Origin of the sequence: Verrucosispora sp. NA02020 (genome assembly GCF_013364215.1) — a bacterium.
Lineage (GTDB): Bacteria > Actinomycetota > Actinomycetes > Mycobacteriales > Micromonosporaceae > Micromonospora.
In genome coordinates this window covers 5746132-5769738 of the sequence record NZ_CP054923.1, presented here as the reverse complement: position 1 = coordinate 5769738, position 23607 = coordinate 5746132, and the positions used below count along the sequence as shown (strand labels likewise).

The following is a 23607-nucleotide window of genomic DNA, read 5'->3' as shown; positions in this document are numbered from 1 at the left end:
GACCCGGTTCAGCCGGGCGTGCCGGTGCCCCGGCCCCGGTCGTCCAGGACCAGCGGGGCACGGCCGCGTACGGCGTACCGGATGTGGGTGACCTCGGGGGTGGGCACCACCCGGGTGGGGGACATCTCGATCGCCTCGAAGTCGTCCAGGCCCAGGTCGGGGGTGAACAGGCGCAGACCGTCGCCGAGTACCACCGGCACCACGTGCAGTTCCACCTCGTCCAGCAGCCCGGCCCGCAGCACCTGCCGGACCAGGCTGCCGCCGCCGGCCACCGCCACGTTCCTGCCTCCGGCCGCCGCGCGGGCCTGTGCCACGGCGGCGGCCACCCCGTCGGTGACGTAGGTGAAGCTGGTGCCGCCCTGGCGCCGCAGCGTCGGGCGGGGACGGTGGGTCACCACGAAGACCGGCGCCCGGAACGGCGGCTCGTCGCCCCACGGCACCTCACCGCCGTCGGCCATCCGGCGGCCCATCACGTACGCGCCGGCGGCGCCGAACGACTCGGCGACGATCTCCGAGTTGACGTCGTGCTCGCCACCGGCGAACCCCTGCCGTTCGCGCCACGACGACGCGGCGGTGACCCAGCGGGTGACCCGGAAGAAGCCGTGGCTCTCCGCCGAGTGCATCCAGTCGCCGGTCCCGTCGTGCCGTGGGCCGGCGTAGCAGCCGTCCAGCGACACCGACAGTTGCGCGGTCACCCTGGTCATCTCCGTACCTCCACAGTCTGCGGCGGGCACCCGCCGCTCACCGGTGGATCGGAGCCGGACCGGCCGCTTCTACCGATCGGTGCTGTGATCCGGGTCACTCTCGCAGCGGGCCGCGCGACGCAGCAGGTGCCGCCGCTCGGGATCGTTTCCGGCGAGGTCGGCCGCCCGACGCCAGGCGACCGCCGCAGCGGCGCGGTCGCCGGCCGACTCCAGCAGGTGGGCGCGGACCGCGTGCCGGCGGTGGTGGTCGGCGAGCAGGCCCGACTCCACCTCGCCCAGCAGCGCCAACCCGGCCTGCGGCCCGTGCACCATGCCCACCGCCACCGCCCGGTTCAGCGTCGCCACCGGGTTGGGCGCCAGCCGCTCCAGCACCTCGTAGAGGGCGAGGATCTGCGGCCAGTCGGTCTCCTCGGTGTTCGGCGCCTCGGCGTGCACGGCGGCGATGGCGGCCTGCACCTGGTACGGGCCGGGCGGCGAGCTGGCGAGGCTCCGCGCGACCAGCGCGCAGCCCTCGGCGATCGCCGCCCGGTCCCACCACCGACGGTCCTGGTCGGCCAGCGGCACCAGGTCGCCGTCCGGGCCGACCCGGGCCGCCGCCCGCGCCTCCGTCAGCAGCATCAACGCGAGCAGCCCGGCGGTCTCCCCGTCGTCCGGCAGCCGCTCGTGCAACCGGCGGGTCAGCCGTAGCGCCTGCCGGGTCAGGTCGGCGCGACGCAGCTCGGGGCCGCTGCTGGCGCTGTACCCCTCGTTGAACATCAGATACAGCACCTGCCGGACCACGGCCAGCCGACGGCCCCGGTCCGCCGCCTGCGGCGGGGCGAACCGTGCGCCCGCCTCGCGCAACCGCTGTTTGGCCCGCACGATCCGCTGCCCCATGGTCTTCTCCGGCACCAGGAAGGCGGCGGCCACCTCGGCGGTGGTGAGCCCACCGACCGCCCGCAGGGTGAGCGCGAGTTGCGCCGGTGCGGGCAGTGCCGGATGGCAGCAGAGCAGGAACAGCTCCAGCAGGTCGTCGCGGGGCGGTGCGGTGGCGTCCGGCGGTGGGGCGACGAGCGCGTCCCGCGGCAGGGCGTCGTGGGCGTTCCGTTCCCGGCGGGTCCGAGCCGCCTCGGTGCGGACCTGGTCGACGTAGCGGCGGGCGGCCACGGTGTGCAGCCAGCCCGAGGGATGTTCCGGTACGCCCTCGCGCGGCCACGCCTCGACGGCGGCGACCAGCGCCTCCTGCACCGCGTCCTCGGCGGTGGCGAAGTCGCCGTAGCGGCGTACCAGGGTGCCCAGCACCTGCGGGGCGAGCCGGCGCAGCAGGTCGGCGGTGGCCTCGTCCAGGCTCAGTTCCCGGCTCCGTGGGTCATCAGCGGCCAGACCTCCAGACCGCCGCCGATCCCGGTGCCCATCCGCAGCCCCGGGTACGACCGGGCGATCTCCAGCGCACGCTGCTCACTGTCCACGTCGACCACGAAGTACGACCCGACGTACTCCTTGGCCTCCAGGTACGGCCCGTCGGTGACGACCGGCGCGGCGTCGACCATGCGGACCGCGCGGGGGCGGGTTTCCAGGCCCTGCGAGTCGACCAGTTCGCCGGAGTCGCGCAGCGCCTGGTTGAAGGCGTCCACCTCGCCGATCAGCGTGGCCAGGTCGCCGTCCGGCAGGCTGCCCCAGACCTCGTCGTTGCCGTAGATCAGCATCAGGTACTTCATGTGCCATCCTCATAAGAATCGATATGTCCGTAAATAGACAGGACGACAGGTCCTCTCCTGACGCACTGTTGTAGCAGGTGAAGCGGCTGCGGACGGCGGGCCACGTCCGACGGGCCGCCTGCGGGTCGGGCGGACGCCCGCCCCCCGCCCGACAGCGACGTCGCCACCGTCATCACGCCGGATCCTCCACCGGAGCGGACACCTGCCCGCTCCGGCCGCCGCCGCATCTCCCGCCGGGCCGACGGGGCACTCCGCCGGTCACGGCGATCGAGCCAGGAAGGCGCAGCCATGGCCGCTCCCACCGTCACCGCCGCCCTCAACGCGAGCACCTACGCCCCCGGGGCGCAGATGCTGCTCACCGTCACCTACGGCGACCCGGACACCAAGACGCTCACCGTCACCGTCGTGGTCACCGACGCGCAGGGCAACAGCAGCGCGCCGGCCAAGGTCACCGCCGTCATCGACCCACTCACCGTCGCCGTCACCGACAGCTCGGGCCGCACCTGGACGCGGGTGTCGGACAACGGCGCGGTGGCCGTGTACCGGGCGGTGGCGTGATGGCCCGGGTCACCGTCACCGTGCGCGACTCCACCGGGCAGGCCGCCACCGCCGCCGTCGACTACGCGATCACGCCGCCGGTGCTCGGCGGCTACTACCTGTCCGGGAACGCCGACCCGACCGCCGACATGGCCGGGGGCAACTTCCGGTCGCTGACCCAGTACCGCAGCTTCGCCGACAGCTACGTCTTCCCCGGCTACAACCGCCCGTGGCTGGTCACCCTCGGCCGGGGTGGGATCCAGATCAACATGGTGCTGGAGCTCAAGCACTACGGGGCGACCGACACCGGGGCGCAGACCTTCACCGTCGACGGGGTGCGCTACGTCGTGCCCGCTCCGGCGATGACCATCCAGCAGCGTCCCGGCGCGGTCTGGCCGAAGGCGTACGGCTACGGCCAGGTGCTCGCCGGGCAGTGCGACGGACTCTTCGCCCGGGCGCTGTCGCAGTACCGCACCATGGGGTTCGGGGTGAACATCCAGCTCGCCTCCGAGCTGGACACCGACCACGAGTTCGGCACCACCGAGTCCGGCCGGGCGTACACCTGGGCGGAGTCGGACGCCCGTGCGGTGCAGGCGATGACGTACATCGTGAACTGGTTCCGGGCCAAGGCGCTGCCGCAGGGGACCACCTTCTCGGTCGGTCTCGGCGGCTTCGACCGGCCCTGCTTCCAGCGCACCCACCCGGAGTCGCTGATGTCGCGGCTGGACTTCCTCCAATGGAACGTCTACGCCACCAGCGCCTCGCACACCGCACTGGACCGGTTCCGCCGGACGAAGGACTGGGCCGTGGCCGACCTCGGCCCGGTGGCCCTGTCCCGCCCGGTGCTCATCGCCGAGTGGGGGGTACGCGCCGCCGAGATCCCCGACCAGCCGGCCTGGATCGCCACCGTGCCGGCCGCCATCGCCCGGCTCAACGCCGAGCGCGGTCCGATCATCGCCCGCACCAACTACTTCAACTCCGGCTGGGGCACGCTCAGCCCGAAGGCACCCGGACTGGCCGCCCTCCGGGCCGCGTACGCCCGCCCCCCGTACGCCTGACCGCTACGGGGCGGGCGGCGGGCCGAGCAGGTCGGTGAGCGCGTCGAGCAACGGTGCGGTGACCTGCTTGTTGGCGCCGTAGAAGTGCCGGGCGCTGCGGCAGGGGATGTGCCGGACCCAGAACTCGGCCGTGGCACCGGTCGCGTCGGCCACGGTCAGCGTGTCGAACGCGGTGGGCGCGGGATAGCCCGGCCACCCGCCGCAGTCGCTGCTCATGGCCTTTCGGTCGAACGTGCCGTTGAGCACCGGGCGCAGGTCGTCGGCTCCCGCGCGCCGCCGCTCCTGCCGGACCAGTTCGGCGGTGCCGTCGTCCACCTCGTACCGACAGGCGGTGACCTCGACCAGCGGGGTCGGCAGGACCGTGTCGTAGGGGTCGCTGTTGTCGAGCCGGATCCGGTCCGGTGGCCCCGGGTTGGACGGCTTGTTCCGTACCCGGTCGGCGGGGATCGTGGCCGGGCAGTCCGGGCTGGTGATCGTGGCCGGGTCGGTGGTGGCGACGAGTTGTGCCCGGTACCGGTCGAGGAACGTCGAGAAGACCTCGGAGTCCAGCGCCCGCCCGTGCGTGGCAGTGATCGACACCCGGCAGTTCGCGTTCGTCCAGACGGTCACCGGCTCGCGGTCGGGGTAGCGCAGCACCAGGACGGTCACCTCGTTGCGCGCTGCGGCGTTGCACATCGGCCTGCCGTCGGGTGTCGCTCGCCCCCGTCCGTCGACCGGTTGAGGCGGCTGGGCGTTGAGCAGGCGGACGATCTCGTCCACCCCGGCGGTGAGGGTACGCGGGCCAGGGCGCTCGTGGACCACCCCAGCGGTCCCGACCTGCACCTCGCAGGTGGTGATCTCGACGGCTCCAGGCGGGACGAGTGGTTCGTCGTCGCCGTAGCGCACGGCGTCCAGGTCGGGCTCTCCGGCGAGGCTGGTCGGGCAGACGACCTCGCCGGTCGGGTCGGTGGTCTGCACCGGTGGGGCGGTCCGGTCCGGCCCCCACAGCGCGGGCAGGCCGACGCCGAGCGCCACGACCAGGGTGACGGCCGCCGCCGTGCCGGTGACCACCCGGCGACGGTGTCGGCGTACCCGGATCCCGACCTCGGCGATGCGGTCGTGCGGGGTGGGCAGCGGGGGGACGGCGTCGGCGAACAGGTGGCGGATGTCCTCGTCGTCACGGCTCACGACACGACCTTCCGTTGGGTGAACAGGTCCAGGTTCGGATCGGTACGCAGGCTGCGTAGGGCACGGGAGGACTGCACCTTCACGGTGTTGGTCGAGCAGCCCAGCACCTCGGCGGTGCGCTCCACGGAGAGGTCCTCGGCGTAGCGCAGCACCACGATCGCCCGTTGCTGGCGGCTGAGGCGGGCCAGCGCGCGGCGAAGCGCGTCCCGGTCGGCCGACTCGCGAGCCAGGTCGCTCGGGCCGGACTGTTCGGGCGGTGCGGCGGCCGGGACCTCGGCCCGCCACCGGCGTCGCCACCACGAGACGTACGTGGTGAACAGGGCGCGTCGCAGGTACGCCTCGGGATGTCCGGTGGACACCGTCGACCAGCGCTGCCATGCGGCGGCGAGCACGGTCTGCAACAGGTCCTCCGCCCGCCCGACGTCGCCGGTCAGCAGCCAGGCCGACCGGAGCAACGCGGGGGACCGGGCTGTCACGAACTCGGCGAAGCCCTCCGGCGGAGCCGGGTGTCCGTCGGTCATGCGCACCTCCCGGTACGTAGACGCGCACACCGGGTCGGAAGGTTAACGGACCGCACCGCGACTTGACAGCGACGCACCGAGGTTGCATGGTTAGTTACATGAGTAGTGAACCGGCCAACCAGGGTGGCGGGTGGCGGGCGTGATGGAGGACGGTCGGCCGATCTTTCTCCAGATCGCCGAGCTGCTGGAGAACTCGATCCTGGACGGGACGCTGGCCGAGGAGGCGCAGGTGCCGTCCACGAACGAGTTGGCGGCCTTCCACCGGATCAACCCGGCGACCGCCGCCAAGGGGGTCAACAAGCTCGTCGACGACGGAACGCTCTACAAGAAACGAGGAATCGGGATGTTCGTCTCCTCCGGCGCCCGCGCCACGCTGCGCGGTCGACGCCGTGACGAGTTCGCCCGGCAGTACGTGCAACCGCTGGTCGCCGAGGCACGCAAGCTCGGCATCGACCCGGCGGAACTCAAGAGCATGATCGACACCTGGGAGGGGGAGCGATGAGCCCCGTCGTCACCGTCACCGACCTCACCAAGAAGTACCGCGGCGTCACGGCGCTGGACCGGGTCAGCTTCTCGCTCGCCGGAAACCGGATCTACGGCCTGCTGGGACGCAACGGCGCCGGCAAGACCACGCTGATGCAGATCCTCACCGCGCAGACCTTCGCCACCTCCGGCGAGGTCGCGGTCTTCGGGCAGCACCCGTACGAGAACGAGGGCGTGCTGTCCCGGATCTCGTTCATCAAGGAGAGCCAGACCTACCCGTCGAACCTCCAGGTGCGGCACGTGCTGCGGGCCGCCGCCCTGATCCACCCCGGGTGGGACGAGGCGTTCGCGCAGCAGTTGGTCGAGGACTTCCGGCTGCCGCCGCGCCGCAACGTCCGCAAGCTCTCCCGGGGCATGCTCTCGGCGCTGGGCATCATCGTCGGGCTGGCCACGCGGGCACCGTTGACCTTCTTCGACGAGCCCTACCTCGGCCTGGACGCGGTGGCCCGGCAGATCTTCTACGACCGGCTGCTGGCCGACTACACCGAACACCCCCGCACGATCGTGCTCTCGACCCACCTCATCGACGAGGTCAGCGACCTGATCGAGCACGTGCTGCTGATCGACGCCGGACGGCTGCTGCTCGACGAGGAGGCGGAGGCCCTGCGCGGCCAGGTGCTCACCGTCGCCGGCCCGGTCGCGGCGGTGGACGAGTTCAGCCGTACCGCCACCGAACTGCACCGGGTGCTGCTCGGCGGCACGGCCCGCGCCACCGTACGCGGTGACTTCGGCCCGGCGGACCAGGAGCGGGCCCGGTCCCTGGGCCTGGCCCTGGAGGCCGCGTCGTTGCAGGACACCGTCGTGCGCCTGACCACCTCGGCCGACGGACACGCCGCCGGCGCGACCAGCACGGAGGCTGTCCGATGAACCGTGCCCTGACCGTCGCCCGGCTTCAGTTCGTCGCCTGGCCCAGCGTGGTCGGCTGGCCCTGGGGGATCCTCGCCCTCAGCTTCCTCATCAACCTGGCGCTCTTCAGCTCGATGAACGAGTCGACCGATTCCACACCGACCACGGGTGGACTGGCCAGCATCTACGTCGTGATGTTCGTCGCCTGCGTCAACAGCATCACTCAGGACTTCCCGTTCGCGATCGGACTGGGCATCTCGCGCCGCAACTTCTACCTCGGCAACGTGCTCACCTTCGGCGCCCAGGCGATCGTCTACGCGGCCGCGCTCTATCTGCTCGCCGTCGTCGAGGAGGCCACCGCAGGCTGGGGCGTCGGCCTGACCTTCTTCGGCATACCGTTCCTCTGGGTGGAGAACCCGGTGCTGCGCTTCCTCGGCTTCGCGATCCCGTTCCTGCTGCTCGGCTTCCTGGGGATCGCGATCGCTCTGGTGTTCAAGCGGTGGGGCGTCAACGGCATGCTCGCCCTGAGCACCGTGGCGCTGGTCGTGATCGGTGGAGCCGTGGTGCTGGCGACCTGGCGTGGCTGGTGGTCGGCGATCGGTGGCTGGTTCGCCGACCAGTCGGGCGCCGTCCTCCTGGTGGGCTGGCCGGCGCTGCTCACGCTGCCACTCGCCGCCGTCAGCTATCTGATCATCCGGCGCGCGACCCCCTGACCGTCGACGCGCCGAGGCCCGACCCGGTCGACCGGGCGGAACGGGGGCGGCCCCTCCCGACACGACGTCGGGAGGGGCCGCTGTGTTCGGTCGCGGTCAGCGCCAGGTGTCGGTCAGGGTGACCGAGCCGGTGGCGGTGGCGGTGCGGTTGGCGCCCGACTCCCAGACCACCTGGCCCGAGTCGGTGCGCTTGACGTACTTGTAGGAGAACGCGGTGCCGGTCGGCAGGTTCAGCCCGCCGGTCCAGAGCGGGTAGGCGGTCGGCGACAGGCGGACCCCCTTGGCCGGGTCCCAGCCGCCGAGCGCGGGCAGGTCGCCGACGACATAGAGGTGCTGGCCGAGCGTGGTGGTGGCGGTCGCCCGGAAGGAGACCGTGGTGGCGGCCGGCGGGGTGCTGACCGGCTGGTTCCAGGTGGCGGTCAGCGCGGTGCCGGCGGTGCCGGTGCGGTTGGGGTCGTTCTCCCACTGCACCGAGCCGTTGCCGACCTTGACCAGCTTCCACTCGAACGCGGTGCCCGCGGGCACCGACACCGAGCCCGTCCAGGTCGGATAGCTGCCCGAGGTGGTGGAGAGCTTCACCCCGTTCGCGGGGTTCCAGGAGCCGAGCGCCGGGATCGAGCCGACGACGTACACCTCCTGGCCGGGGTCGGTGGAGACGGTGGCGGTGAACCGGGTGGAACCGGCCGGGACCGTCGGGCTCGCGGTCGGGGTCGGCGAGCCGGTCGGGGTCACCGTCGGGGTGGGCGTGGCGCCGTCCAGTCGGGCCTCGACGTGCAGGGCGACCGCCTGGTCTGCGGCGATCGACGCGGTGAAGGCGCCACCGGAGACGGTCACCGCGCCGCCGGGGCAGGCCCCGGTGGACCGGTCGTACGCGCCGCGACCGACGTTGCAGTAGCGGCCGTCCGGCAACGAGGTGGCGAAGCTACGGCTCCAGGCGCTGGTGGTGGCGTTGAAGGCGGCGTACCCCCGGTTGCCCCGGGCGAAGGCCAACCGCCCGTTGCCGTCGGTGACCACCGATCCGATGCCGGTGCCGGCGACCGCGTTGCGGAAGCCCGGCATGCCCGCCACCCCCGCGTTGCGGTGCTCGCAGATCCAGGCGCCGCCGGTGCAGTCGGCGGCCAGCGTGGTGCCGTTGGACGAGCTGGGCGGGCCCTGCCCGTGCACGGAGCCGAACGCGTAGCTCGACATGAGCTGGGGCCGACCGTACGGGTGGGCCATCATGAACGTGTCCGCCAGGTAGTAGCGGGCGCCGCTCTTGTAGGTCAGCGTCGGGTTCTCACGCTGGGTGTCGTGGTTGTCGACGAAGACGACCGCCTGTGCGGCGGTGAGTCCACCGTAGTTCGGCAGGTTGCCCAACTGGGCGATGTTGCCGTCGCGGAACGCCGAGGAGACGGCGCGCTGGTAGTCGAAGTTGGTCACCCCGCCGTACGGCGCGTACGCGGTGTAGGGGATCGTCCCGTCGCCGTACACCTCGTGGAACAGGTCCGGTCGACCGCCGAAGCCGGGTACGTCCCGCAACCGGTTGATGATGTCGCCCAGGTGCGCCTCCTGGACGTGCTTGGCGGCGTCCACCCGGAAGCCGGCCACCCCCAGGTCGATGACCGCGTTCATATACTTGGCGATCTTGCGGCGTACCTCGGGATCTGCGGTGTTCAGGTCGGCCAGGTCGAGCAGCTCGCAGTCCTGGACCTCCTGCTTGTTGCCCCAGTTGCTGATCCGCCGGTAGCAGGGTGCGAAGTCGCCGTAGCCGTAGGCGTCGCCGGAGCCGTCGTTGAAGAGGTTGGGGTAGCTGTACTTGCCGTAGACGGTGCCGGCGCTGCCCGGACCGCTGCCCGCCGAACCGGTGCCGCTCATGTGGTTGAGCACCATGTCCACATAGATCTTCACGCCCTGGGCGCGGCAGCGCTCGACCATGTCGACGAACTGGGCCTTGGTGCCGCGTCGGGTCGAGTCCAACCGGTACGACACCGGTTGGTAGTCCTGCCACCACGGGTACGTGGCGCCTTCGGCGCTGGGCAGCACCACGTGCTCCTGCGGCGGGGAGACCTGCACGCCGCCCCAGCCCTGGGGCCCGAGGGTGCTCTCGCACTCCTGCGCGACGGAGTCCCACCGCCACTGGAACAGATGGACGATCGCGTCGCCGTTGGCGCGTACGTCGGCGGCGCTGGCCGGCGCGGTGCCGGCGGCGACGACGGTGAGACCGACCGCGACCAGTGTCGCGGCCAGTGCCGCGGGTATCGCGGCGCGGGGACGGGGGATTCGCACGGGCCCTCCTCGGGGGACGGTCAGGCAGACGTGGTGACAGCACGGCTTCCTGCAAGTTATGCAAGAAGTTGCGGTGATGGCGTGACCGTAACAGTGACGTCGATGCTTGGGAACCTCTGATTCACAAGTCGATCCGACTTGCCACCAGCATCTTGCGGACAGTTGTAAACGCTGCAAGAATTTGCGTCCACTTCGACCGGAACGGCCGGTGACTCACACCCGGGGACGGCGGCCGTCCGTGCCGAAGCGCAGATAGGCCAGCACCGCCAGCACCGCGCAGGCGGCCTGGGCGGCGACCCAGGCCCAGCCCGGTTGCACCGGACCCAGGAGGGCGACCACCGTGGGCGTCGCGAACAGCAGCACGTCCGTGCCGTTGAACAGCCACAGCACCGGGCCGGGCGAGAAGGCGCCCATCGGGGTGACGACCAGCGGCAGGGAGTGGTCGATCCGGCCCGCCTGCGCCCGCCGGACGGCCATCATCGCGGCCGTCGGGCCGAACGCCAGCCCCAGCGCCCACCAGGGGCCCGGCGGCAGGTCGCCGAGCAACCCCAGCACCGCCACGGCCAGACCGGACCAGGCCGTGGCCAGCACCGTCGGCACGACCAGCCGGATCGCGACCGCCCGTCGACCGGTCAGCCCGAGCAGCCGCAGCAGCGCCGGGTGGGCCGCGTCGCGGCGCAACGCGTCGAGGGTGACCCCGGCGGTGGTGACCGCCCCCAGCACCAGGGCGGTCGCCGGCATCCAGTCCGCACCGGCACTGAGCAACGCGGGCAGCGGAGTCGCCACGGCCAGCCAGCCCAGCCGCCACCCGCGTCGGCGCAACACCAGCAGATCCTGTTGCAGCGGCACCAGCCGGCCGAACCGGGGACGCAACGGCCGGGACCGCAGTGCCCGCCGCCGCCAGTACCGTCGCTCGCGCAGGTCGGCGAGGAACGACGGCTCGACGGCGTACGCGGCGTCCAGGTACGTGCCGACGGTCAACGACGGCTCGTGCAGCCGGACGTCGGGCAGGCGCGCCAGGTCGCGGACGGCCAGGGCGGTCAGGCCCGCGACGACGAGCAGGGCGCCGAGGGTGAGCGGGAGCGGCGGCGCCGCGACACCGGGCAGCGCCGGCAGCGGTCGTACCCGGGCGAGCAGCACCGTCGCGCCCAACGCCACCAGCAGCGCCGGCAACGCCACGTCCAGCATCCGGGCGTACCCGGGGCGACGCTGCGCGGTCACCGCGAGCAACGCCAGGAGCGCACCGACGGCCGTACCCAGGGCGAGCCAGGCGGCCAGGGCGGACCCGGCGACCGGGCGGACCGCCAGTCGGGCGGCGCCGACCAGCGCCAGCAGTGCGCCGATGACCGCCCCGACCGTGAGTGCCCGCACCAGCGCCGGCAGCAGCAGCCCCCGCCGGGGCACCGGCGCCGGCAGCAACCAGGTCAGCTCACCGCGCCCGAGGACCAGCGGGCCCGTCTGACGCAACAGCAGCATCAGGCCGACAGCACCCGCACCCAGCAGCACCAGCACCACGAGCCGGTCCGGCGGGGCCGCCCCCGTCGCCGGCCACATCGCCGACCCGACACCCGGACCGAACATCGCGACCGCGATCGCCACGGTCAGCAGCAGCAGGTACACGTTCTCCAGCGAGAGCGAGGGGGCCCGTTCGGCCCGCTGCCGGCGTACCCAGCGGCGCAGCCTGCGGGCGGTCGGCGGCGCCGGCTCCCGGCGGGTAATCGCCTCGCCCACCCGCGTCATGTGCCTGGTTCGGGCGCCGGTGACCCGGTGTGCAGCCGCAGGACCGGACAGTCGAGGGCGGCCACGAAGACCGGATCGTGACTGGCGAACAGCAGGCTCCCACCGGCGGCCAGGTGGTCGCCGAGCAGACCGGCCACCACCGGTCGGATCGCCGCGTCCAGCCGCTGCTCCGGCTCGTCGAGCACCAGCAGCTCCGCCGGGCGGGCCAGGGCGGCGGCCAGCAGCAGCCGCTGCCGCTCGCCCGAGGAGAGCCGGTCCGGGGTGCCGTCGCCGAGATCCCGCAGGCCCAGCACGGAGAGCAGTTCGTCCACCCGACCGTCGGCCGGGTCGTGGCCACCGGCCAACCGGACCAGCTCCACGTGTTCCCGGACGGTCAGTCCGGCGTACCAACTGGGCTGTTCGACGGTGGCGACCACCCGGCGCCAGAACGCGGCCGAGCCGTCGGGCGCGGCCCCGAACACCCGGACCCGGCCCGCGCTCGGGTCGGTCAGGCCGGTGACGCAGCGCAACACGGTGGACTTGCCCGCGCCGTTCTCGCCGACCAGGCAGAGCGCACCGCCCGCCGGCAGGTCGAAGCCGACGTCCCGCACCACGGTCACGCTGCCGAACGCGACGTGCAGGTCCGCGACGGCGACGACCGGTTCACCCACCGCACCACCCTAGATCAACGCCACAAGTCGGGCGGTACGGCTGTGGGCTTTCTATGCTCGGTCCATGGAACTGCGGATCTTCACCGAACCTCAGCAGGGTGCGACCTACGACGACCTGCTGGCCGTGGCCCGGCGTGCCGAGGAGACCGGCTTCGGCGCCTTCTTCCGCTCGGACCACTACCTCAAGATGGGGTCGGTCAGCGGCGAACCGGGCCCCACCGACGCCTGGACGACCCTGGCCGGGCTGGCCCGCGACACCCGCTCGATCCGGCTCGGCACGCTGATGACCGCCGCGACGTTCCGGCTGCCCGGCCCGCTGGCCATCACCGTCGCGCAGGTCGACCAGATGAGTGGCGGCCGGGTCGAACTGGGCATCGGCACCGGGTGGTACGACGCCGAGCACAGCGCGTACGGGATCCCGTTCCCGGCACTCAAGGAACGCTTCGACCGGCTGGACGAGCAGCTCGCCGTGATCACCGGTCTGTGGCGTACCCCGCCGGGGGAGACGTTCGCGTTCACCGGCCGCCACTACCAGGTCAGCGACTCGCCGGCGCTGCCCAAGCCGGTGCAGCAGCCGCACCCGCCGATCCTGCTCGGCGGCATGGGCGCGAAGCGGACCCCGCAGCTCACCGCCAGGTACGCCGACGAGTTCAACCTGCCGTTCGTCTCGATCGACGACACGGTCACCCAGTTCGGGCGGGTCCGTGCCGCCTGCCAGGAGATCGGCCGGAACCCGGACGAGCTGACCTGGTCCAACGCGTTGGTGCTCTGCTGCGGCAAGGACGACGCCGAGGTGGCCCGACGGGCCGCCGTGATCGGCCGGGAACCGGACGAGCTGCGCGAGAACGGGCTGGCCGGCACGCCCGCCGAGGTGGTCGACAAGCTCGGCCGGTACGCCGCCGTGGGCAGCCAGCGGGCCTACCTCCAGGTGCTCGACCTGGGCGACCTGGACCACCTGGACCTGGTCGCCTCGCAGGTGCTGCCGCAGCTCTGAGCGGTGCGGCTGCGCTGCGCGGTGCGGTGTCGACTCCGGCCTGTCAGGGGGCCGGGGTCCGCAGCACGGTCTCCAGCCGCCCGTCCCGGTCGTTGTCGAGATAGGTGACGTCCGGAATGCCGTCGCCGTCGAGGTCGTACTGCACCACGTCGGCCACGCCGTCGCCGTCGAAGTCGGTGACCACCGAGACCGAACCGTCCAGGTGCCGGCTGACTATCGACCGGGCGCCGCCCTCCATGCGAGGCGGCGGGCCGGGGGTCGGCACCGGCGACGGCGACGGTCCCGGCGACGGCTGCGGGGTCGGCTGGCCCGCCGGGTACGCACCGGCCGGAGCGCTGGCCGGGAACACCCCGCTGCCGGTCGGGTCGATCTCCTCCTCGGAGGGGTACACGTCGCCACGAGGGGCGGGATCACGGTAGCTGCTCATCGGCGTAGGGTTCCCCGACGGAGCCGACGGTAACCGTCGGCGCGGAAGGGGGAGGTCGCGTGTCGACGCAGCGCAACTGGGCGGGCAACATCCGGTACTCCGCGCGGGCGCACCACCGGCCGTCGTCCCTGGACGAGCTGCGCGAGCTGGTCGCCGGCAGCGACCGGATCCGGGCGGTGGGCAGCGGACACTCCTTCAACCGGCTCGGCGACTCCACCGGCGACCTGGTCGACCTCTCCGGGCTGCCGGACACGATCCGTCTCGACGCGCACCGCCGGACCGTCGACGTCCCGGCCGCGATCCGCTACGGCGACCTGGCCACCTGGCTGCACCAGCGGGGGTACGCGCTGGCCAACCTCGCCTCCCTGCCGCACATCTCGGTGGCCGGCGCGGTCGCCACCGGCACCCACGGTTCCGGCGTCACCGTCGGCAACCTGGCCACCGCCGTCGCCGGACTCGAACTGGTCACCGGCACCGGTGACCTGCACACCGTCGACCGGGACTCGGCCGACTTCGCCGGCACGGTCGTCGCCCTCGGCGCACTCGGCGTGGTCACCCGGGTCACCCTGGACGTGGTGCCCACCTACGACGTCCGGCAGTACGTCCGGCTGGACCTGCCGCGCGCCGCGCTGGACGAGGCGCTCGCCGCCGCGTACAGCGTCAGCGTCTTCACCGACTGGCGCTCCACCCTCGGCACCCAGGTCTGGCGCAAGCAGCTCGCCGACCAGCCGCCACCGCCCGCCGACTGGCTCGGCACGACGGCGGCCGACCGGCCCTGGCACCCGGTGCCCGGCATGCCCACGGTCAACTGCACCGAGCAGCTCGGAGTGGCCGGGCCGTGGCACGAGCGGCTGCCGCACTTCCGGCTCGGATTCACCCCGAGCAGCGGCGACGAGCTGCAGTCCGAGTACCACCTGCCGCGCGCCGACGCCGCCGAGGCGCTGGCCGCGCTGGACGAGGTGGCCCACCTGATCGCCCCGGTCTCGCAGACCAGCGAGCTGCGGACGATCGCGGCCGACCGGCTGTGGCTGAGCCCCCAGTACGACCGGGACACCCTCGCCGTCCACTTCACCTGGATCGCCGACACCACACAGGTGCTGCCGGTGCTCGCCGAGGTGGAGCGCGCGCTGGCCCCCTTCGCCCCGCGCCCGCACTGGGGCAAGGTCTTCACGCTGCCGCCCGAGACGATCGCGGCCACGTACCCCCGCTGGGCGGACTTCGCCGCGCTGCTCACCCGGCTGGACCCGGCCGGCAGGTTCCGCACCGGGGAACTGGACCGCCTCTTCCCCCGCTGAGCTGTCACCGGCCCACGTCGACCTGGTCGCGCATCGCGCCGCGCTGCACCGCGCGGCTGATGTCGCTGGGTGAGACGATGCCGACCAGGCGACCGTCGGTGACCACCAGCGCCCGCCCGTCGGCGCAGTCGCTGAGCCGGGGCAGCAGATCGGTGAGCTGCTCGTCGGGGGAGGCCAGCACCAACTCGTCGGAGCGGCAGGCCACCGACTCCAGCGTGGTGCTGCCGCGCGCGTCACTCGGCACTCCGCGTACCCGGTCGAGGGTGACCAGGCCGACCGGCCGACCGTCCTCGGTCAACGGCAGCGCCGTGTGCCGGTACGCGAACAGGTAGTTGTCCACGAAGTCGGCCACCGTCATCTCGCCCGAGGCGGTCTGCGGCTGCGGCGTCATCACGTCGGCCACCCGGATCCCCCGCAGGGCCGAACCCACCCGCGCCTGCCGCTCCTCCAGGCTGGCCGCGCCGATCAGGAACCAGCCGATCAGGGCCAGCCAGAGCCCACCCACACCGGCGCCGGTGAGGAACCGGAACAGCCCGAAACCGATCAGCGCCAGACCCAGCACCCACCCGGCCCGCGCCGCCACCACCGTCGCGCGGGTCCGGTCCCCGGTGGCCTTCCACACCGCCGCCCGCAGCAGCCGCCCACCGTCCAGCGGGGCGGCCGGCAGGATGTTGAAGACCGCCAGCAGCAGGTTGATCCCGCCCAGCCAGGCCATCACGCCCAGCCACAACCCCTGCACCCCGGCCAGGCCCAGCAGCATCGCGATCGCCCCGAAGAAGACGCCGATGATCAGGCTGACCAGCGGCCCCACCCCGGCGATGCGCAGCTCGGCACCGGGCGTACGCGCCTCGCCGCGCAGCTCCGCCACCCCACCGAAGAGCCAGAGGGTGATGCCGGTGACGCCCAGCCCGTTGCGCTTGGCCACCACCGCGTGCGACACCTCGTGCGCCAGCAGGCCCAGGAAGAACACGACGGCCGCCGCCAGCCCCGCCAGCACGTACGCGACCACCGACCGGTCCGGATACGACGCCGGGAACAGGTTGGCCGAGAGCCCCCACCAGATCAGCGCGAAGATGACCAGGACGCTCCAGTTGACCCCGACAGGTACGCCCACGACCCGGCCGAGCCGGAAACTCGCCCTCATGTGTCCGCTGATACCCCCGAAGACCGTGACCATGCCAACGGGGGCGAACACGGGCCGACTCCGGACCGTGCTCCGCGCCGCACGCGGCTGCCTGTTCGGTGAGCCGGTAGGCGAAGATCCCCCACGCGAGCAGCACCGGCATGCCGACTGCCGCGACGACCCAGTGCCGCCTGCGGCGTGCAGAGTCCGTTGGCGACACCGCCGACGTGCGGCGATGGCGATCACGACGCCGACGGGGCGCTACCGCCGGGCATGCCTCTGCGACCGCTTTAGAGCTGACGGCGTGAACGAATCACCGGCGTGGCTGGCGACTGGGCCGAGAGCACAGGCGGTTCAGCTCGACAGGAGGCGCGGTTCAGTCCGATGGGGCGGCACGTCACAGAGCCTGTCTGATCGACTCGATCTGGCTCCACAGCAACACTCCCGCCGTACTGATCAGCAGGGACGTCCCGACGAAGACCGGCCAGGATCTCGCGGCCCGGGAGCGTACGAAGAGGAGGGTGACTCCCACCGTGGCCAGCGAGACGCCCATCCCGGCCGCGATGAGCCTGCCGAGGAAGAAGGCGTCGAGGGCGCCCCACGCCCGGAAGGTCAACACGTCGTGGAGCCCTTGGCCGGCTAGCAGCCCCAGGGCCACCCCGGCGGCGACCGATGCCGGTAGCCGTGCACCGCGTCGGATGATCGAGCCCAGACAGCCCAGCACCACGCCGGCGGCGACCGAGGCGACGACCCACAAGGCGGTGTGGCGTCCCACCGACGCCAGGCCCGACGCGGCGGCAGAACTGCCGTCCGCCAACTGGCCGAGATGCCAACGCCGTCCGGCGATCAGGATCAGTCCGTAGTAGGTGACCGTGGCGAGGAGCAACAGCACGGTGGCGTTGACGGGTGCGACCTCGTGCCGTGTCGACGCGTAGCCCGCCAGCAGCGCCGCCATGCCCCAGGCGAAGCCGCTGCTGGCCAGTGTGAGGATGACCAGGCCCCACACTCCCGGCAGTTCGTCGCCGACGAAGGCGAACAGGCCGAGGGCTCCGCCGGCTCCGACTACCGGTACCCACGGCACCTTGCGGCGAATGATCTCGACGCCGGACCGGTGTAGCGCAGGCATCGTCACGGCTGTCACCGTAGGACACGACGCTCGTACCCGTCACGGACCGCGGCGTTCCCCGGTGTGGACCGGCGGCGTTCAGGCGGTCGAGGGCGGGGCGGGTAGTGCGTCGACGACCACCACGGGGCTGCCCTCGGGTACCTCCGTCAGCAGCAGTCGCTGCCCGCTGGGGGTGAGTCGGATGCAGCCGTTGGTGGTCTGCTGGCCCAGTTCACCGTCGTGGTGCCAGGTGTGGATGCCGATGTGGGCGCCGCGCAGCCCGTCCGGCACCGAGGCCGGGTCGTCGGGGACCGAGCCGAGGGCATAGATGTCCACCCCGCCGTAGACGCTCTCCGGCGGCGGGGTGCGGCCCAGGACGAAGGTGCGGCCCAGCGGTGTCTCCTGGCCGCGCTGACCCAGGCTGACCTGCCAGGTACGGCGGGCGACGCCGTCGCGGTACCAGGTGAGGCGGTACGGTACCCGCTCCACCACGATCTGGTCGCGCAGCGCGACGGTCCGGAAGCCGCCGGGTGGTAGCCAGGCCAGCTTGCGGTTGGCCGACGGCAGCAGGACGGCGGTCCAGCCCCGCTCGCGTCGGGCGATCGGCACGGTGAGCGGCACCTCGCTGATGGTGGGCATCAGGAAGGCCACCGGTCGCCCGCCCGGTCCGTCGTACGTGGCCAGTCGCCGGGTCGGCCGCAGCCCCTCGGTCAACGGGGTGGTGTCCAGGGTGTCCGGGTCGTCGGGGAAACCGGCCGGTGCCGGATCGTAGGCGATCTCGGGCAGGTCGTCCGGTGCCGGTGCCGCCGTCGGGACGGGCTCGTCGAGCGGTGGCAACGTCGTACTCGGGATCTCGGCCCGGTCGCTCGGTCGGGCGACCGGTGCCGGTCCCGCCGAGGGCGTCAGCGCCCACCCCGCGTACGCCGACCCACCCAGCAGTACGGCGACCCCGACCGCCGCAGCGACCCCCCGCCGTCCCCTGCGCCAATCCCCAATTTGCACAACTAACCCTAACAACCCAAAACCCTCAATAACCCCACTTCCCCGCACCGCCCCACCCCGCCCCCCGCCCCTGCCGGGTTGATCAAGAAGTTTGCGTCGGGTTCGGGCGGATTCCTGAACCAAAGCTCTTGATCAACACGGGCGGTGGGGGCCGGGCGGGGCCGAGCCGGGGGCGGGGTGGCGCGGGCGGTGGAGGTTAGGGGAGGCGGGCGTTGGTGTGGAGGGCTATGGCGTCGTGGGCGGGGACGGTGGCGGCGAACCAGCCGTTGGCGTCGACGGTGATGATCGGGCCGCTGCAGGTGCCGTTGGTGAAGGTGCCGTGGATGACGTCGCAGTAGCGGCCGGCGGGCAGCCCGGTCTGGTACGAGCGGCCGGTGATCGGGAAGTCCTCGTCGTTGATGGTGACGAAGCCCCGGCCGGTACGGCTGAAGGCGATGTGCTGGTAGCCGTTGTCGTACCAGTTGCTGACGCCGGTGCCCTCGGTGGCGTTGCGGAAGCCGACCATGTTCGCGATCACCGGCCAGCGGTGCTCGCACTCCCAGCCCGAGTAGCAGGTGGTGTTCAGCGTCCTGTTGGTGCCGTCCGAGGGCGGGCCCGCGTCGCGGTTGGTGATGGTGTAGCTGGACATCACCGTCGGTGAGCCGTACGGCCAGGCCAGCATGAAGGCGTTGGCCAGGGCGTACGTGCCCCGGTCGCGGTAGGTGAGCACCCCGCCGTCGTCGCGCTGGGTGTCGTGGTTGTCCACGAAGACCGACGACACCGAGCTGGGCAGGTGCCCCCAGCCTTCGCCGAAGTTGCGCAGGTAGGCGAGGCGTTCGGAGCGGAAGACCCGGGCCAGGTCCTTGCCGTAGCGGAACTCGTGCACGTCGCCGTTGCCGGTGTACTCCTCGGGTCGGATCGGCTCGCCGGCACCGTGGATGACCTCCTGCACCACGTAGGCGGGGCGGTTCAGGCGGCGCAGGATGTCGGCGATGTCGGCGGCGGGCATGTGCTTGCTGGCGTCCAGCCGGAAGCCGTCCACGCCGAGGGAGAGCAGGTCGTTGAGGTATCCGGCCAGCCGGGACCGGACGTACTCGGAGCCGGTCTTGAGGTCGGCGAGGTTGACCAGCTCGCAGGTCTGCACCTCGTACCGGTCGAGGTAGTTGACGATGTCGTTGTTGCCGTTACGGCCGCAGTAGTGGAAGTCCTGCGCCTGGTAGATGCCGGGGTAGACGTGATGCTGGTAGGTCGATCCGGCCCAGCCGGTGCCGCCGTTGGTCTGGCCGGACATGTGGTTGACGACGGCGTCGACGATCACCTTGACGCCGGCCGCCTGGCAGGTGCCCACCATGGACCGGAACTGGTCGCGGGTGCCCTTGCGGGACTCGATCCGGTAGCTGACCGGCTGGTAGGCGACCCACCACTGGTTGCCGCGTACGTGTTCCTGCGGGGGCGAGACCTGGACGTAGCCGTAGCCCTTCGGGCCGAGTGTGCTGGTGCACTCGGCAGCCACCGAGGGCCAGTTCCACTCGAAGAGGTTGGCGATGACCTTCTTGCCGCCTGCCGGGGCGGCGCTGGCCGGGGGTGCGGTCACGGTGCTGGGTGCGAGGAGGCTGGCGATCACGGCGAGGGCGATGATCGCCGGGCGGAGTCGACGTCGACGCATCGGGTGCTCCCGGGGGTGCCGGAGGACGGGGGAGGGTGGTGCGGCTGCCCGGATCTTGCAACCGGGACTGAAAATTTCAGCAAGGTTACAAGCGCATTTCATCACCTGTCAATGCATGGACGTCCGTCAGTGCGCCCGGAGGTGCGGTGGCGGCGTTACACGCGCCGGGCGGGGGGACGGTTCGACAACTCGTCGAGAAATTTTCGGTCGGATCTAATCCGACTGAACGCCGGAGACGTACTGGTGTGGGGAACAGGGTCGGCCGGCGGTGCGCCGCCGCGAGACGATCGAGGAGCACATGGCCCGGGCTACGCAGAACGAGAAGGCGCCTGCCGTCCGTACCAGCACCAGCACCAGAGGGATCCAGGTACGGTCCCGCAGCCAGATCCTGGCGCTGTCCGCGTCGGGGATCGCGGCGTTGTGGGCGCTGATGATGCTCACCAGCGCCGGTCAGCGGGCGTACGCGATGGGTTTCTTCTTCACCGAGTTCTTCGCCGGTGTGATCGCCCTGGTCGCGCTGAGTCTGACGGTGATGATGGGGCTGCTCGCCACCGACCGGCTGGTGCTGCTGATCCGGCACCGGGTGCTGTTGCAGTCGGCGCACCGGGCCACCGGCATCCTCGGTGTCGCCGGCCTGGTCTTCCACGTGATCACCAAGATCGCCAGCGGTCGGGCCGGGGTGACCGACGCGGCGGTGCCGTTCGTCGGTGGCCGGGGGCTCTACGTCGGCCTCGGCACCATCGCCGCGCTGCTCATGGTGGGTGTGCTCTGGACCGGCATCATCCGGGCCCGGTTCGCCGACGTCGGCCCCAAGTGGCTGTGGCGCGGCCTGCACTCGATGGCGTACGTGTCCTGGCCCTTCGGCATCTTCCACGGCCTCGGCGCCGGACGTGCGCCGGCCACCTGGGTCAGCCTCAGCTACTGGCTCTGCGTGGTGCTGGTCGTGGTGGCGCTGATGGTCCGACTCTCGGTCAGCCTCCAGCGGCGCAGCCGCGAGCAGCACCAGGCCGCCGCGCTCAACGAGGCGATGACCGGCGGCAAGAGCACCGAGGAGAGCCGGGGCAAGGGCCTGCTCGGCACCCTGACCGGCCGGCGCGCCGAGGGCGAGGACGGCCGGGAGAAGCGGGTCCGCCGCGACATGAGCTGGGCCGAGAGCACCTCCGGCACCTGGGCCAGCCCGACCATCCGGCGCAACGACCCGGAGCGCTTCACCGTGCCGGTGGTGCCCGAGCCGGGCAGCCTGCGTGAGCCGGTACGCCCCGGACGGGACCGCCTCGACGAGGAACTGGAGCCGGTGGTGCGCCGTCCCTCCCGTCGCGAGGAGGAGGAGTTCGAGCGGGCCATCCGCCGCGAGACCGAGCTGATGGAGCCGGTGTCCCGACGGCGTGACGAGGAGCCGGTCGGCCGGCGTACCGTCCGCCGCGACGACGAGCTGGAGTCCACCGGGCGGCGTGCGTACCGCCGCGACGAGGAGGACCTGGAGCCGGTCAGCCGGCGGGTCCGCGAGGACGAGGAGCCGGTCCGGCGGCGCGCCTCCCGCCGGGAGGAGGAGCGCGAGTCGGTGGGCCGCCGATCCGCGCGCCGCCGCGAGGAGGAACTGGAGTACGAGCGCGAGCCGGGTGGTCGGCGCCGTCGCGACGACGAGGAGACCGGCCGGTACCGCCGCTCCCGGGGGGACGCCGACGCCGGCACCCGCTACTCGTCCCCGCCGCGCTCCAGCATCGACGAGCCGGAGGAGCCCTGGGACAGCCCGCGTCGCTGGGAGTCGAACGCCCCGATCTCGGCCGGCCCGATCTCCGGCGCGCCCATCTCGGGTTCACCGATCTCCGGTACGCCCATCTCCGCCGAGCCCCGCAGCGGCGGCGGCCGGCACAGCGTGGACGACGACGTGCCCGAGGCGGAGAACGACTACTGGCGGCCGCCGGCCCGGTACGCCGCGGAGGACGCCGTGGACGACGACACCCCGACCCTGGTCGACCTCGCCTCCCGGCGCGCCCGCCGGGCGTCGGACAGCCGACGCCGCCGGGCCGACCCGGAGAAGGTGGACGGCGCGTACTGGGCCGGACTGCGAGGGGAGGCCAAGTGACGGAGCGTGCCGTGGTCCCGCCGGTGGCCTGCGTCGGCGAGCCCCGGCTCACCGCCGGGTTCGCCGAGTTCGGCCGGCTCGACCTGCAGGCCCACGAGATGGTGCACGGCCCGATCAGCCCGATGGAGCCGTCCAACCTGCTGCGTCTCGCGGAGGGCATCCAGCTCAAGGGCAAGGGCGGTGCCGGGTTCCCGTTCGCCAAGAAGCTCCGGGCGGTGCTGGAGTCCTGCGAACGCCAGGACCTGCCGCCGGTGGTGGTGGTCAACGCCACCGAGGGGGAGCCGGCGAGCTGGAAGGACAAGGTGATCCTCACCCGGGCCCCGCACCTGATCCTGGACGGCGCGGCGCTGGCCGCGTTCGCGCTTGACGCCGAGGAGATCGTGCTCTGCGTGGCCGACGACCTGGTCGGCCGGGACTCCCTCATGGAGGCGCTCGACGAGCGGCGGATGCCGGTGCCGACCAGCGTGGTGACGGTGCCGCACCGGTTCATCAGCGGGGAGGGCGGCGCGCTGGTCAACGGGATCAACGGGCTGCCGCACATCCCGCCCGGCACCAAGAAGCGCTCCAGCGACTCCGGCGTGAGCAACCTGCCCACCCTGCTCTCCAACGCCGAGACGTACTCGCAGCTCGCGGTGGCCGCCCGCCTCGGGCCGTACGAGTACGCGGCGCTCGGCACCGACGACGAGCCGGGCACCGTGCTGCTCAGCGTGACCGGCGCGGCGAAGCGGCACGCGGTGGTCGAGTGCGCGGCCGGCACCCCGCTGCGGGAGATCCTCGAACTCTGCGAGGTCCCCGACGGGCCGGGCATCCTGATGGGCGGCTACCACGGCAAGTGGATCACCCGGGAGGCGGCGGAGAAGGCCGAGGTCTCCCGCAAGGGACTCGCCGCGGTCGGCGGCACCCTCGGCGCCGGCATCATCGTGCCGCTCGCGAACGACACCTGCCCGCTCGGCGAGGCCGCCCAGGTGGTGCGCTACCTGGCCGGTGAGTCGGCCGGGCAGTGCGGGCCGTGCAAGCGCGGCCTGCCCGACCTGGCCCGCGCGGTCGACCTGGCGGTCTCCGGCAGCGCGCCGGTCGAGGTGGTCCGGGCCGCCGCCGGCGACGTCAAGGGGCGCGGCGCGTGCAGCCACCCCGACGGTACGTCCCGCTTCGCGCTGTCGGCGATGGAGGTCTTCGCCGACGACCTCAAGAAGCACACCACCGGCGAGGGCTGCGGCCGGCGGGTCAAGGGCATGATGGGCCTGCCCGGCGCCCCCGACCCGGACCCGCAGAAGCTGGTCCTGGACTGGTCCCGGTGCGACGGCCACGGCCTCTGCGCCCACGTGGTGCCGGACTTCATCCGGCTCGACCAGAACGGCTATCCCGCCTTCCCGCCGACCCCGGTGCCGACCTGGCTGCGGGAGGGCGCGTCGAAGGCGGTCAAGGTCTGCCCGGAACTGGCGCTGCGGCTGACCAAGGCTTGAGCGTGCCGCGACCGGGCCCGGCACCG

General features: G+C 72.5%; 22 protein-coding genes. 9 read left to right on the top strand and 13 right to left on the bottom strand.

Annotated features, from left to right (window positions below):
* Nucleotides 1-8: 8 nt before the first annotated feature.
* The 3 genes from HUT12_RS25675 to HUT12_RS25665 form a co-directional block, all read right to left on the bottom strand.
* Nucleotides 9-704 carry a dihydrofolate reductase family protein gene (locus HUT12_RS25675; protein ID WP_131053931.1) on the bottom strand — a complete coding sequence of 232 codons (696 nt, stop codon included), beginning with the start codon at nt 702-704 and terminating at the stop codon, nt 9-11.
* Between the two features lie 69 nt (nt 705-773).
* Complete coding sequence (locus HUT12_RS25670) at nt 774-2030, bottom strand: RNA polymerase sigma factor (protein ID WP_176095975.1); 1257 nt, start codon at nt 2028-2030, stop codon at nt 774-776.
* Nucleotides 2031-2032: 2 nt separating this feature from the next.
* A complete protein-coding gene (locus HUT12_RS25665; RefSeq protein WP_176095007.1) occupies nt 2033-2401 on the bottom strand; it encodes a YciI family protein in 369 nt (122 codons plus the stop codon).
* Nucleotides 2402-2689: 288 nt separating this feature from the next.
* On the opposite strand from HUT12_RS25665, the gene HUT12_RS25660 reads away from it, so the two are divergent.
* Together HUT12_RS25660 and HUT12_RS25655 are read left to right on the top strand one after the other, a co-directional pair.
* Nucleotides 2690-2959 carry a hypothetical protein gene (locus HUT12_RS25660; RefSeq protein WP_131053009.1) on the top strand — a complete coding sequence of 90 codons (270 nt, stop codon included), beginning with the start codon at nt 2690-2692 and terminating at the stop codon, nt 2957-2959.
* Nucleotides 2959-3996 carry a hypothetical protein gene (locus tag HUT12_RS25655; protein WP_131053008.1) on the top strand — a complete coding sequence of 346 codons (1038 nt, stop codon included), beginning with the start codon at nt 2959-2961 and terminating at the stop codon, nt 3994-3996. The genes HUT12_RS25660 and HUT12_RS25655 overlap by 1 nt, the downstream gene beginning before the upstream one ends.
* Nucleotides 3997-3999: 3 nt before the next feature.
* Here the strand turns inward: HUT12_RS25655 and HUT12_RS25650 are convergent, their stop codons facing one another.
* Both HUT12_RS25650 and HUT12_RS25645 read right to left on the bottom strand, forming a co-directional pair.
* Nucleotides 4000-5163, bottom strand: a complete 1164-nt coding sequence (locus tag HUT12_RS25650; protein WP_176095006.1) for a hypothetical protein — start codon at nt 5161-5163, stop codon at nt 4000-4002.
* The gene (locus HUT12_RS25645) at nt 5160-5684 is read right to left on the bottom strand and encodes a SigE family RNA polymerase sigma factor (RefSeq protein WP_176095005.1); all 525 of its coding nucleotides are present in this window, start codon (nt 5682-5684) and stop codon (nt 5160-5162) included. Before HUT12_RS25645 ends, HUT12_RS25650 begins: the two co-directional genes overlap by 4 nt.
* A gap of 130 nt (nt 5685-5814) precedes the next feature.
* On the opposite strand from HUT12_RS25645, the gene HUT12_RS25640 reads away from it, so the two are divergent.
* The 3 genes from HUT12_RS25640 to HUT12_RS25630 are packed head-to-tail and all read left to right on the top strand — an operon-like array spanning nt 5815 to nt 7786.
* Entirely contained in the window at nt 5815-6186 is a 372-nt protein-coding gene (locus HUT12_RS25640) for a GntR family transcriptional regulator (RefSeq protein WP_236145711.1), read from the top strand.
* Nucleotides 6183-7094, top strand: a complete 912-nt coding sequence (locus tag HUT12_RS25635; RefSeq protein WP_176095004.1) for an ABC transporter ATP-binding protein — start codon at nt 6183-6185, stop codon at nt 7092-7094. The genes HUT12_RS25640 and HUT12_RS25635 overlap by 4 nt, the downstream gene beginning before the upstream one ends.
* Nucleotides 7091-7786: an ABC transporter permease gene (locus HUT12_RS25630; protein WP_131053004.1), complete on the top strand. Its 696-nt coding sequence runs from the start codon at nt 7091-7093 to the stop codon at nt 7784-7786. The genes HUT12_RS25635 and HUT12_RS25630 overlap by 4 nt, the downstream gene beginning before the upstream one ends.
* Nucleotides 7787-7882: 96 nt before the next feature.
* On the opposite strand, the gene HUT12_RS25625 is transcribed toward HUT12_RS25630, so the two are convergent.
* From HUT12_RS25625 to HUT12_RS25615, 3 genes are all read right to left on the bottom strand, one after another.
* Nucleotides 7883-10051 (bottom strand): carbohydrate-binding module family 20 domain-containing protein, encoded by a 2169-nt coding sequence (locus HUT12_RS25625; protein WP_176095003.1) that lies wholly within the window; start codon nt 10049-10051, stop codon nt 7883-7885.
* Between the two features lie 213 nt (nt 10052-10264).
* Nucleotides 10265-11782 carry a DUF6297 family protein gene (locus tag HUT12_RS25620; RefSeq protein ID WP_176095002.1) on the bottom strand — a complete coding sequence of 506 codons (1518 nt, stop codon included), beginning with the start codon at nt 11780-11782 and terminating at the stop codon, nt 10265-10267.
* Between the two features lie 5 nt (nt 11783-11787).
* Nucleotides 11788-12411 (bottom strand): ATP-binding cassette domain-containing protein, encoded by a 624-nt coding sequence (locus tag HUT12_RS25615; protein WP_236145712.1) that lies wholly within the window; start codon nt 12409-12411, stop codon nt 11788-11790.
* A gap of 94 nt (nt 12412-12505) precedes the next feature.
* Here HUT12_RS25615 and HUT12_RS25610 point away from each other — a divergent pair, with 94 nt between their 5' ends.
* Nucleotides 12506-13435, top strand: a complete 930-nt coding sequence (locus tag HUT12_RS25610) for an LLM class F420-dependent oxidoreductase (protein ID WP_131053000.1) — start codon at nt 12506-12508, stop codon at nt 13433-13435.
* Between the two features lie 43 nt (nt 13436-13478).
* Here the strand turns inward: HUT12_RS25610 and HUT12_RS25605 are convergent, their stop codons facing one another.
* Complete coding sequence (locus HUT12_RS25605) at nt 13479-13862, bottom strand: thrombospondin type 3 repeat-containing protein (protein ID WP_131052999.1); 384 nt, start codon at nt 13860-13862, stop codon at nt 13479-13481.
* A 59-nt stretch (nt 13863-13921) separates the two neighbouring features.
* Between HUT12_RS25605 and HUT12_RS25600 the strand changes: the two genes are divergently transcribed.
* The gene (locus tag HUT12_RS25600; RefSeq protein WP_131052998.1) at nt 13922-15157 is read left to right on the top strand and encodes a D-arabinono-1,4-lactone oxidase; all 1236 of its coding nucleotides are present in this window, start codon (nt 13922-13924) and stop codon (nt 15155-15157) included.
* A 4-nt stretch (nt 15158-15161) separates the two neighbouring features.
* Here the strand turns inward: HUT12_RS25600 and HUT12_RS25595 are convergent, their stop codons facing one another.
* The 4 genes from HUT12_RS25595 to HUT12_RS25580 all read right to left on the bottom strand — a co-directional run bounded on the left by HUT12_RS25595 (nt 15162) and on the right by HUT12_RS25580 (nt 20032).
* The gene (locus tag HUT12_RS25595; RefSeq protein WP_131052997.1) at nt 15162-16301 is read right to left on the bottom strand and encodes a site-2 protease family protein; all 1140 of its coding nucleotides are present in this window, start codon (nt 16299-16301) and stop codon (nt 15162-15164) included.
* Between the two features lie 376 nt (nt 16302-16677).
* Nucleotides 16678-17412 carry a hypothetical protein gene (locus HUT12_RS25590; RefSeq protein ID WP_176095001.1) on the bottom strand — a complete coding sequence of 245 codons (735 nt, stop codon included), beginning with the start codon at nt 17410-17412 and terminating at the stop codon, nt 16678-16680.
* A 72-nt stretch (nt 17413-17484) separates the two neighbouring features.
* A complete protein-coding gene (locus tag HUT12_RS25585) occupies nt 17485-18387 on the bottom strand; it encodes a L,D-transpeptidase (RefSeq protein ID WP_254876956.1) in 903 nt (300 codons plus the stop codon).
* Nucleotides 18388-18583: 196 nt separating this feature from the next.
* Nucleotides 18584-20032 (bottom strand): alpha-amylase family protein, encoded by a 1449-nt coding sequence (locus HUT12_RS25580; RefSeq protein ID WP_176095000.1) that lies wholly within the window; start codon nt 20030-20032, stop codon nt 18584-18586.
* Nucleotides 20033-20300: 268 nt separating this feature from the next.
* On the opposite strand from HUT12_RS25580, the gene HUT12_RS25575 reads away from it, so the two are divergent.
* Both HUT12_RS25575 and HUT12_RS25570 read left to right on the top strand, forming a co-directional pair.
* Nucleotides 20301-22118: a ferric reductase-like transmembrane domain-containing protein gene (locus HUT12_RS25575; protein WP_254876955.1), complete on the top strand. Its 1818-nt coding sequence runs from the start codon at nt 20301-20303 to the stop codon at nt 22116-22118.
* Nucleotides 22115-23581, top strand: coding sequence for an NADH-quinone oxidoreductase subunit NuoF family protein (locus HUT12_RS25570; RefSeq protein ID WP_131055582.1), 1467 nt, complete (start codon nt 22115-22117; stop codon nt 23579-23581). The genes HUT12_RS25575 and HUT12_RS25570 overlap by 4 nt, the downstream gene beginning before the upstream one ends.
* Nucleotides 23582-23607: the final 26 nt, after the last annotated feature.

What these genes read in the sequence shown, in the direction of transcription:
- HUT12_RS25665 (WP_176095007.1), bottom strand. Translation starts at nt 2,401, where the DNA reads ATGAAGTACCTGATGCTGATCTACGGCAACGACGAGGTCTGGGGCAGC.
- HUT12_RS25655 (WP_131053008.1), top strand. Translation starts at nt 2,959, where the DNA reads ATGGCCCGGGTCACCGTCACCGTGCGCGACTCCACCGGGCAGGCCGCC.
- HUT12_RS25635 (WP_176095004.1), top strand. Translation starts at nt 6,183, where the DNA reads ATGAGCCCCGTCGTCACCGTCACCGACCTCACCAAGAAGTACCGCGGC.
- HUT12_RS25630 (WP_131053004.1), top strand. Translation starts at nt 7,091, where the DNA reads ATGAACCGTGCCCTGACCGTCGCCCGGCTTCAGTTCGTCGCCTGGCCC.
- HUT12_RS25645 (WP_176095005.1), bottom strand. Translation starts at nt 5,684, where the DNA reads ATGACCGACGGACACCCGGCTCCGCCGGAGGGCTTCGCCGAGTTCGTG.
- HUT12_RS25605 (WP_131052999.1), bottom strand. Translation starts at nt 13,862, where the DNA reads ATGAGCAGCTACCGTGATCCCGCCCCTCGTGGCGACGTGTACCCCTCC.
- HUT12_RS25610 (WP_131053000.1), top strand. Translation starts at nt 12,506, where the DNA reads ATGGAACTGCGGATCTTCACCGAACCTCAGCAGGGTGCGACCTACGAC.
- HUT12_RS25675 (WP_131053931.1), bottom strand. Translation starts at nt 704, where the DNA reads ATGACCAGGGTGACCGCGCAACTGTCGGTGTCGCTGGACGGCTGCTAC.
- HUT12_RS25580 (WP_176095000.1), bottom strand. Translation starts at nt 20,032, where the DNA reads ATGCGTCGACGTCGACTCCGCCCGGCGATCATCGCCCTCGCCGTGATC.
- HUT12_RS25660 (WP_131053009.1), top strand. Translation starts at nt 2,690, where the DNA reads ATGGCCGCTCCCACCGTCACCGCCGCCCTCAACGCGAGCACCTACGCC.
- HUT12_RS25595 (WP_131052997.1), bottom strand. Translation starts at nt 16,301, where the DNA reads ATGAGGGCGAGTTTCCGGCTCGGCCGGGTCGTGGGCGTACCTGTCGGG.